General features: G+C 35.5%; 6 protein-coding genes and 1 pseudogene. All 7 read left to right on the top strand.

What is annotated here, in order from left to right:
- Positions 1–3,037, top strand: a pseudogene (locus ACQKCJ_RS23925) (hypothetical protein); the annotation flags it as partial.
- 58 nt (positions 3,038–3,095) lie between these two features.
- A complete protein-coding gene (locus tag ACQKCJ_RS23920) occupies positions 3,096–3,950 on the top strand; it encodes a hypothetical protein (protein WP_427403085.1) in 855 nt (284 codons plus the stop codon).
- Entirely contained in the window at positions 3,950–4,732 is a 783-nt protein-coding gene (locus ACQKCJ_RS23915) for a hypothetical protein (protein WP_427403084.1), read from the top strand. Before ACQKCJ_RS23920 ends, ACQKCJ_RS23915 begins: the two co-directional genes overlap by 1 nt.
- Complete coding sequence (locus ACQKCJ_RS23910) at positions 4,729–5,547, top strand: hypothetical protein (RefSeq protein ID WP_271338704.1); 819 nt, start codon at positions 4,729–4,731, stop codon at positions 5,545–5,547. The genes ACQKCJ_RS23915 and ACQKCJ_RS23910 overlap by 4 nt, the downstream gene beginning before the upstream one ends.
- Positions 5,548–5,612: 65 nt before the next feature.
- Positions 5,613–6,869 (top strand): gliding motility-associated C-terminal domain-containing protein, encoded by a 1,257-nt coding sequence (locus ACQKCJ_RS23905; RefSeq protein ID WP_271338705.1) that lies wholly within the window; start codon positions 5,613–5,615, stop codon positions 6,867–6,869.
- A 113-nt stretch (positions 6,870–6,982) separates the two neighbouring features.
- The gene (locus ACQKCJ_RS23900) at positions 6,983–7,900 is read left to right on the top strand and encodes a PorP/SprF family type IX secretion system membrane protein (protein WP_271338706.1); all 918 of its coding nucleotides are present in this window, start codon (positions 6,983–6,985) and stop codon (positions 7,898–7,900) included.
- 10 nt (positions 7,901–7,910) lie between these two features.
- A complete protein-coding gene (locus tag ACQKCJ_RS23895) occupies positions 7,911–9,845 on the top strand; it encodes an OmpA family protein (protein WP_427403083.1) in 1,935 nt (644 codons plus the stop codon).
- Positions 9,846–10,703: the final 858 nt, after the last annotated feature.

Raw genomic sequence — 10,703 nt, 5'->3', positions numbered from 1 at the left:
AAAATCAATTACCGGCGGTACCGGAGCACCAGGCGCAACAACCCCAGGAAAAGATGGAGATACTTATGTAGATAATAGTACAGGAGATGTTTATGTGAAACAGGGAGATACCTGGGTAACTACAGGAAATATCAAAGGACCAAAAGGAGATGATGGAAAAGATGGTGCTGATGGAAAATCAATTACCGGCGGTACCGGAGCACCAGGCGCAACAACCCCAGGAAAAGATGGAGATACTTATGTAGATAATAGTACAGGAGATGTTTATGTAAAACAAGGTGATACCTGGGTAACTACAGGAAATATCAAAGGAGCAAAAGGAGATGATGGAAAAGATGGTGCTGATGGAAAATCAATTACCGGCGGTACCGGAGCACCCGGCGCAACAACTCCAGGAAAAGATGGAGATACTTATGTAGATAATAGTACAGGAGATGTTTATGTGAAACAGGGAGATACCTGGGTAACTACAGGAAATATCAAAGGACCAAAAGGAGATGATGGAATTGATGGAAAATCAATTACCGGCGGTACCGGAGCACCCGGCGCAACAACTCCAGGAAAAGATGGAGATACTTATGTAGACAATAGTACAGGAGATGTTTATGTGAAACAGGGAGATACCTGGGTAACTACAGGAAATATTAAAGGACCAAAAGGAGATGATGGAAAAGATGGTGCTGATGGAAAATCAATTACCGGCGGTACCGGAGCACCAGGCGCAACAACCCCAGGAAAAGATGGAGATACTTATGTAGATAATAGTACAGGAGATGTTTATGTAAAACAAGGTGATACCTGGGTAACTACAGGAAATATAAAAGGACCAAAAGGAGATGATGGAAAAAATGGTGCTGATGGAAAATCAATTACCGGAGGTACCGGCGCACCCGGAGCAACAACCCCAGGAAAAGATGGAGATACTTATGTAGATAATAGTACAGGAGATGTTTATGTGAAACAGGGAGATACCTGGGTAACTACAGGAAATATTAAAGGACCAAAAGGAGATGATGGAAAAGATGGAAAATCAATTACCGGCGGTACCGGCGCACCCGGAGCAACAACCCCAGGAAAAGATGGAGATACTTATGTAGATAATAGTACAGGAGATGTTTATGTGAAACAAGGTGATACTTGGGTTACTACAGGAAATATTAAAGGACCAAAAGGAGATGATGGAAAAGATGGAAAATCAATTACCGGAGGTACAGGAGCACCCGGCGCAACAACCCCAGGAAAAGACGGAGACACTTATGTAGATAATAGTACAGGATATGTTTATGTAAAACAAGGAGATACCTGGGTAACAACAGGAAATATCAAAGGACCAAAAGGAGATGATGGAAAAGATGGTGCTGATGGAAAATCAATTACCGGAGGTATCGGCGCACCCGGCACTACAACCCCAGGAAAAGACGGAGACACTTATGTAGATAATAGTACAGGAGATGTTTATGTAAAACAAGGTGATACTTGGGTAACAACAGGAAATATTAAAGGACCAAAAGGAGATGATGGAAAAGATGGAGTTCAGGGACCAATTGGTTTAACAGGAAATACAGGTTCGCAAGGAGCAAAAGGAGATACTGGATCGGTAGGTCCACAAGGGACAATTGGAAAGGACGGAGTTCAGGGACCAATTGGTTTAACAGGAAATACAGGTTCGCAAGGAGCAAAAGGTGATACCGGTGCTGCAGGTCCACAAGGTCTAATTGGAAAAGATGGAGTTCAGGGACCAATTGGTTTAACAGGAAATACAGGTTCGCAAGGAGCAAAAGGAGATACTGGATCGGTAGGTCCACAAGGGCCAATTGGAAAGGACGGAGTTCAGGGACCAATTGGTTTAACAGGAAATACAGGTTCGCAAGGAGCAAAAGGTGATACCGGTGCTGCAGGTCCACAAGGTCTAATTGGAAAAGATGGAGTTCAGGGACCAATTGGTTTAACAGGAAATACAGGTTCGCAAGGAGCAAAAGGTGATACTGGTGCTGCAGGTCCACAAGGGCCAATTGGAAAAGATGGACTTCAGGGATTAACAGGAAATACAGGTGCGCAGGGAGCAAAAGGAGATACCGGATCGGTAGGTCCACAAGGTCCAATTGGAAAAGACGGAGTTCAGGGACCAATTGGTTTAACAGGAAATACAGGTTCGCAAGGAGCAAAAGGAGATACCGGATCGGTAGGTCCACAAGGGCCAATTGGAAAAGACGGAGTTCAGGGACCAATTGGATTAACAGGAACTACAGGTTCGCAAGGAGCAAAAGGTGATACTGGTGCCGTAGGATTACAAGGTCCAAAAGGCGATACGGGAGCCTCTACACCTCAAACCATTGTACATTCATTAAGTTCAGTCGGTAACATACTTACCAGTACCGTTAATAGTTTAAGCCCAACAGCTAATATTATTAATAGTAATACTTTACGTCTAAGTGGTAATAATCTTTTTTCAACAGTTAATGGTGTAGAATCAACAGCAGGTTTAGATATTACAACTTTAGAACCTTGGCAAGTACAAGGAGGCGTAACAAAAGCGTCAACTAATGCTCAAAATATTTATCAAACAGGATCAGTAGCCATTGGTGTAAGCGTAATTCCTTCTTTTACAGTAGGAACAGCAACTATTACTCCTAAATTCCATGTAGCAGGCGATATTTCTACGACAGGCAAGATCTGGACAGCTAATAGTGTTTATGCCGATTATGTTTTCGAAAAGTACTTTATAGGCCAGTCAGTAATCAATCCTGAATATGAATTCAGATCATTAAGTTATGTAAAAGAATTCATTAAAGTAAACCACCATTTACCAGGGGTTGCTTCAATAGACGAATTAAGGAAAGCAGAGAACGGTTATACGTTTGATATGACAAAACTATCCATACAAAGTTTAGAGAAAATAGAAGAATTATACTTGCATACTATTGAGCAAAAAGACAAGATAGATCAACAGCAAGCAGAAATAGAAGATCTTAAAAAAGCTTCAAAACTGATCACTGATCGTTTAGAAATGTTAGAAAAGTTGTTGCTTGAGAAATAAATAAAAATGAATTATGGGAGGTATTCCTCCTATAATTCTCATTTACAAAATGATTATCATGAAAAAAATAATTACCATTTCTTTAGTATTTCTTATTGCTGCATTTAAATCAAATGCTCAAACTGGAGTAAATACAAGAAATCCGGATGCTTCTGCAAACATGGAAATATCTTCCAGTAATAAAGGTTTGTTAATCCCTCGTTTAAGTATAGCTGATATAACAGTAAAAACTCCGGTAGCAGTTGCTCCAAAAGATGGTTTATTAATTTATAATACGAATATAATAACAAAAAAAACATTATTTCATTGGGATGCTTTGGCAAACTCAGGTACAGGAAACTGGAACTCTCATTTGTTTTTTAAAGAAACACCAAAAACAGCAGTGATTGGTATGGCAGGTTCAAATTTTGCAGCATTAAATAATTTGGATCCAGGAGAGAGCACATTAATTAACAATAGTAATGGTAACACTTTAGTTATTCAAAGCTCAGGTTATATGCCCAATCTTGATGTTGTAAACAACTCAACAAAGGGGCTTACAGTCAATTTAGGATCTGGTGTTTATATGATTGAAATTTCTTTTTTAATTACAGCACCTGTGCCAGATTCAGGAAGAGGATCAGTTTTAACCGGGTCGAACTATTATAATATGGGTTATTATACAGATATTAAGACTAGTATAGACGCTACTGGTACTGTAACAAATAGTGCAAGAGTAGAAAGAGCAGTATTGTCTCAGGCCAATCAAAATCATAGAGTAACCTTCAATACTACTTTTACACTACCAGATAATGTGACTAATCCAGTTTCTAGTCTAACAGTAGCACTGGGCAGAAGGTCGGGATCATCACACAATGATTTGGTTTACATTATTCCTAATGGTTCTTATTATAAATTGACAAAACTGAAATAATGAAAGCAACTATAAAAATAATAATAGTATTAATCATATTTGCAATTCCTGCGCTGAATTTTGCACAAGGAGCAGCAGTAGTAAATACCCAGACAGGTCATGCTTCAGCGGTTTTAGACCTATCAAACAATACAGCTAAGAGAGCATTTTTACCACCAAGAGTTGCTTTAAGTACTTTGACTGATAAAGTCAATCCAATAGCATCTCCTGCTGCAGGGTTAATTGTATATAATATTGGAACAACACAATTACCGGGTTATTACATATTCGATAATGGTGTCTGGAACCTGATGGCAACCAGAGAAAATTCTGTTGTAAATGCTATTTTTACTAAAACAACTTCAGAAGTAAAAACAATATCTACAGCCTATTCTAATGTTACCGGATTTACAAAATTTTTTAATAATTCAGGAATTGGTATTTCAGATGATGAAAATAGTACAATAACATTACAACCAGGTAAATATGTAGTAAATGTTAGTTTTAATATCTCTACAAACGAAGCCACAACAAACGGTATTGGTACCACTATAAAGACACAAGCTCACTTTTATTCAGGCAGATTATGGAACGGAAGTAAAATGCTTGGTCCGGAAATTCAATTAAATGAAATTTCAAATACATCAGGAACTAAAAAGCATGCAGTAACATTTGTTTTTTCTTTTGAATTGACCACATCGGACTCTTTTCAATTTCAATTGGCAAGAAGAAATGGCGGAACATATACAGGAACTATAAGTATAGATAATGCATTTATAAATATCGAAAAATCATTACCATGATCAGAACAGTTATAATTTTAGTATTTGGCTTATTTAGTTTTGGTGCATTTGCTCAAACAGGAATTAATACAAGAACGCCAGATGCGTCAGCGGCTTTGGATGTTACGGCCACAGATCGAGGTATAGTGACTCCACAATATACATTAACGAGTTTAACAGATAATGCTATTGCAGTTGCTGCTCCACAGAAAGGTTCCTTAATTTTTAATCTGGGAGGAACTTTTGCCCGGGGATATTATTATTGGGATGGAGAAAAATGGAACAGGATGATTGTAAATAGCGAGATGGATCAAATTTTAAATTTAAAAATTTCAGGGACCTACACGAGCGGTTCAGGAGATTTGTCTAAAGAATTGATACCGGCAGGAACAACGAATAACTTCGTCAGTTTTAGTACTGCCAATGAAACACAGTATATCAATACTCTTGGAAGCGCAAACCCAACAGGTACTGATATTACATTACCGGCTGGAACTTATAAAGTAGATCTGTCTTTTGATTGTTTAGCTCCTGATGCTCCAAATAGTGGCTTTTTAGTTAATCAATCGCATTTGTTTGTATTAGAGGCGGCTATTGTTACCGGAAGTTCTACTGTATCGAGTTTAACAATGTTAACGGATTTAAAAACAGTATCAAGTGTTTCTACTTATGGTGCAAATAGTGTACAAGGATACCGATATTCTTTTGTGTTTCAATTAGCTAGTCAACAAACAGTAAAAGTATTATTGAGACATGGTGCCGGAGCAACAACAAATGCTGCAACAAGAACAAATCAGTCCGGTTTAGTTGTTAATTTTTATAAGATGTTTGAATAGTTATATTAATTACTGGCCATTTGAGCTCAATGTAATTTATAAGTTTTACCTAATAATAGTAGACTATGAAATCAAAAAAACAAAATATTTTTTTAACTCTTTTATCGTTGCTTAGCCTAGGGTTAACAGCGCAGACGATCAATACCGGCGATTTATATATAACGGAAGGTACAATTATGTCTTCCGTTGGAGCCGTCGATAATAAGAGCAGTGGTAATTTATTTAATGACGGAGATTTTTTTGTTTACAGTCATTATAATAATGATGGTCTTGTTACTTTTTCTACAGGTTCAACCAAAGGGATTACCAGAATGAGAGGCCTGTCAGGATCTCAGGAAATTTCAGGTAGCGCTCCTATTGAATGGTATAATGCCGAGTTTAAAAATAGTAATGTACAGCCAGCATTTTATTTATCCAATGAAGTTAATATTTTCGGAAAAGCAGATTTTCAAAAAGGAATAGTCGATGATGACAATTATGGAGGATTATTAGTTTTTGAAAAAGGAGCCGAAGCTACAAATGTCAGTGATAACAGTTTTGTAGACGGTAAAGTACAAAAAAACGGAAAGGATGCATTTATTTATCCAATAGGAGATAAGAATAAATATCGATTTGCAGGTATTTCGGCACCGCAGGAAATCTTAAGCAGTTTTACCGCTAAATATTTTTATGAAAACTCAAATGTGCTTTATCCACACAATGATAAGGCAGAGGGAATACAGATTATAAACAATCAGGAATATTGGACTTTAGATAAAACAGCAGGAAATTCTGATGTTATGCTGACTTTGAGTTGGGATGAAACATCAACTACACCAGCAGATATTTTAGTTTCTCCGCAAAGCGAAATACACATTGTTCGCTGGGATGCATCAAAAAAACTGTGGATCGATGAGGGCGGAATTGTAGATAGTGATAAAAAAACAGTTACTACGCCTATCAATGTTTCAGGTTATAATGTGTTTACAACTGCCAGAGTTGATGGAGGTATCATTTTGGCATGCAGTACTTTGATAGTTCATAATGCAGTATCACCAAATGGAGACAACAAAAATGACTATTTCAAAATTGATGGCTTATCAGAATGTTCTACAGATAATACAGTAGAAATTTATAATCGTTGGGGAGTAAAAGTTTTTGAAACCAATAATTATGACTCTAACGGAAATGTTTTCAAAGGTTTTTCTGAAGGCAGAGTAACCATATCAGGAGATCGGCTTTTACCAACAGGAACATATTTCTATATTTTAAACATCAAATATTCAGGCACTAAATCACAAACGATAAAAAAAGCAGGATATCTGTATTTAAGCAGAGATTAATTTGTTTTGAAAGACTGGAAATTTCAATAAATAATTATAAAAAACCAAAATTTCACAAAAGCATTCCTAATAATGTTACTACTGGATAATGGTAAATTATTAAAAATAAAAACATGAGAATAAATTTTTTGACAATAATTATTATGTTAACAGGGTTTCTATGTACCGCACAACAAGACGCTCAGTTTTCGCAATACATGTACAATACAATAAATATTAATCCGGCTTATGCGGGATCTCGCGGTGCGTTAAGTGTTTTTGGTTTATATCGTACACAATGGGTTGGGCTCGATGGCGCTCCGGAAACAAGTAGTTTTTCAGTCAACTCGCCAATCAATAATAGTAATCTTGGAGTAGGTGTTTCGTTAATCAATGATAAAATTGGGCCCACGAATGAAAATACTTTATCAGCAGATCTTTCTTATACCATACAGACATCAGCAGATTTTAAACTTTCGTTTGGTATAAAAGGTACAGCCAATTTATTCAATTTAGATATCAGTAAGTTAAATCCGGCCGATCAGGGTGATCCACAATTTCAGGACTTAAATAGTAAGTTTTCTCCAAATGTAGGAGCAGGGGTTTATTGGCATTCTAACAAAGCTTATCTAGGTTTATCAGTACCAAACTTCATTGAAACAAATCGTTATAATGATAATGATGTAGCCATTTATAAAGATAAAATCAATTACTATTTAATAGCAGGTTATGTATTCGACTTAGATAAATATCAGTATGTAAAATTCAAACCGGCCCTACTGGCAAAAATGGTAGAAGGAGCTCCATTACAAGTAGATGTTTCGGCAAATTTTATGTTCAACGATAAATTCGTAATTGGTGCTGCTTACAGATGGAGTGCTTCATTGAGCGCCTTGGTTGGATTTCAAATAAGTGACGGACTATATCTGGGATATGCGTATGATCGTGAAACAACACATTTAAATAATTACAATTCAGGATCACATGAGATATTTCTCCGATATGAATTCTTTAAAAATAACGGAAAAATAACAACTCCTCGTTTCTTCTAAAATATTTATTATGAAAAAAATTATACTCCTCTACATAACAATAATAAGTGCTTTTTCAATTAACAGTTATTCACAACAAAAAAAGATTGCTTCAGGTGATAAAAAATACGATGATTACGCCTATATCGATGCGATTAAAACCTATGAGCGTGTAGCCGAAAAAGGATACAAATCTGCAGATATGTTTAAAAAATTGGCCAATTCGTTTTATTTCAATTCTGAATTTGACAAAGCGGCTAAATGGTACGGCGAATTATTTGCGATGAATACCGAAGTTGAACCAGAGTATTATTATCGATACGCACAATCATTAAAATCAACCGGAGAGACAGCCAAAGCGAATCAGATGCTTGATTTATTCAATCAAAAAGTAAAAATAGATACTAGGGGAAAACTATATGAAAGTAATAAAAATTATCTGGATTTAATTAAAGCCAATTCGGGACGTTACAATATTGAAAATGCGGGTATAAACAGCAAATATTCTGATTACGGACCTGCTTTTTATTTAAACAAAATAGTCTTTGCTTCGGCCAGAGATACAGGAAATTTTAATCAGAGAAAACACAAATGGACCGGAGAGCATTTTACTAATTTGTATCAGGCAGATATGGATGAAAATTTGAATCCCGGTACCGTTAAAAAATTCGAATCAAAAATCAATTCTAAATTTCACGAATCGACTCCTGTATTCACAAAAGACGGAAGGACAGTTTATTTTACACGAAACAATTATATTGAAGGTAAAAAAGGAAAAGATGAAAATAAAACTACATTAATAAAAATATACAAGGCCACTCTTGAAAATAACCAATGGAGTAATATAACAGAACTCCCTTTTGATAGTGACAGTTATAGCACGGCGCATCCTGCCCTTAGTCCTGATGAGAAAACATTGTATTTTGCATCAGATATGCCAGGGACAATTGGCCAATCGGATATTTATAAAGTATCAATCAACGGCAATGGAGGATATGGATCTCCCGAAAATTTAGGAGCAACAATTAATACCGAAGGAAAAGAAACGTTTCCGTTTATAACAGATGAAAACGAAATTTATTTTGCCTCAGACGGACATCCCGGACTTGGCGGGTTAGATGTATTTGTTGGCGCAATAACTAAGAATGGAGTAAGTAACATTCAAAATGTAGGAGCTGACATTAATTCGCCAAACGATGATTTTGCTTATATAATAGATACTAAATCCAGAAGAGGTTTTTTTTCCTCAAATAAAGAAGGAGGCCAGGGTTCAGATGATATTTATAAATTTTTAGAAACAAGAAAACTAAAATGCATTCAGGAATTAAGCGGAGTTATTACAGATGCAGTAACAGGAGCTATTTTATCAGGAGCAAAGGTCTCCCTTTATGACGATCAAATGATATTAAAAGGTTCTACTATTACAGACCAGAAAGGATTCTATATTTTTCCTGTTGAATGTGGGAAGTTTTATAATGTAAGAGCAGAAAAAAGTGATTATACCACAAGAGAAGCTGGTATTACTATTGCATCTGAAAATGGTAAAACTTATTTGCCGATTGCTTTAGATAAATCTGGTTGTCAGGTTACAATAGGGGATGATTTAGGGAAGTGTTTTGGTATTAGTATGATTTATTTTGATCTGGACAAATCTAACATTCGCGCCGAAGCAGCTTTAGATTTAGAAAAAATACTTGACGTATTAAAACAATATCCCACAATGAAATTGGACATTCGTTCGCATACAGACAGTCGTCAAACACATACATATAATGAGCAGTTATCAGAAAGAAGAGCTAAATCTACAATACAATGGCTGGTTAAAAATGGTATTGCACCAAACAGGCTAACAGGAAAAGGCTATGGAGAAACTGAGCTTATCAACGGATGTTCAGATGGAGTAGATTGTACTGAAGAGCAGCATCAAATGAATAGACGAAGCCAATTTATAATTATGGCGTTATAAATATTAAAAAAGCATTTCAATAATTACTTCAATATTTTTCTAATTTATTTATAGTTAAGACCGCTTTTTTAGCGGTCTTATTTGTTTTGTGCTTTTTTTGATAGTTAGTAAAATTGAATATTTTCCAGAATCGTATTGCTTAGTATTTATTCATAGCAATATATTTAGAAGTTATCATTTTCAATCTTTTTACTATAGTTATTCTTATACGGACTATTTTGATCAATTCATTTGTAGTTAAAACGATAACCAGGTAAGTGGATATGTTTCTAATCTTACGTGAATAAATCAGTTAACAGCTTTTATGAAAGCCAATGTCTAATTAGTAAAGTTATTTAATAAACGATGTACAAGATTTATAGCATATCATATTAGGTAGAGATTATTTGATACCTATTATATATAGGTGATGTTTGAGTTTAAATAGTCATGTAAAGTTGCTGAAAACACAATTCTTAGAATAAGAATAATGTAAAAGCCTTGATGTGAAGAAAATTCTTTCAAAAATAAAAAAAGGATAAAGCTTAGTTTTTACATTGTCAGTTTGTTAGGTTTATTTAGGGGAAAATATTCAAAAAAGTGGGCTCAAAAGTATTGTATATGCAGAAACATTATGTACTTTTGCACCCCGCAAAACAACGGAAGTTCATTGATAGATTGGTTGGGAAATGAGAAGAAAAGGAAAAGAAATTTTCTAAAAAAAACTTCAAAATTTACTTGCCAGTTGAAAATAAATTTTCTACTTTTGCACCCGCTTTGAAACACAAGCGAAACAAAAAAGAAGACACGTTCGTAGACATATTGAATTGACAGCCGTTTTAACAGAGATGTTAAAACAAAAGAATAAAGAGTAAGATA

The organism is Flavobacterium sp. NPDC079362, from assembly GCF_050267765.1.
In the GTDB taxonomy this organism is placed as follows: domain Bacteria; phylum Bacteroidota; class Bacteroidia; order Flavobacteriales; family Flavobacteriaceae; genus Flavobacterium; species Flavobacterium azizsancarii.
This window is presented reverse-complemented; position numbering and strand designations above follow the sequence as displayed.

Coding starts and splice junctions, on each gene's coding strand:
- ACQKCJ_RS23920 (WP_427403085.1), top strand. CDS start 3,096: ATGAAAAAAATAATTACCATTTCTTTAGTATTTCTTATTGCTGCATTT.
- ACQKCJ_RS23915 (WP_427403084.1), top strand. CDS start 3,950: ATGAAAGCAACTATAAAAATAATAATAGTATTAATCATATTTGCAATT.
- ACQKCJ_RS23910 (WP_271338704.1), top strand. CDS start 4,729: ATGATCAGAACAGTTATAATTTTAGTATTTGGCTTATTTAGTTTTGGT.
- ACQKCJ_RS23905 (WP_271338705.1), top strand. CDS start 5,613: ATGAAATCAAAAAAACAAAATATTTTTTTAACTCTTTTATCGTTGCTT.
- ACQKCJ_RS23900 (WP_271338706.1), top strand. CDS start 6,983: ATGAGAATAAATTTTTTGACAATAATTATTATGTTAACAGGGTTTCTA.
- ACQKCJ_RS23895 (WP_427403083.1), top strand. CDS start 7,911: ATGAAAAAAATTATACTCCTCTACATAACAATAATAAGTGCTTTTTCA.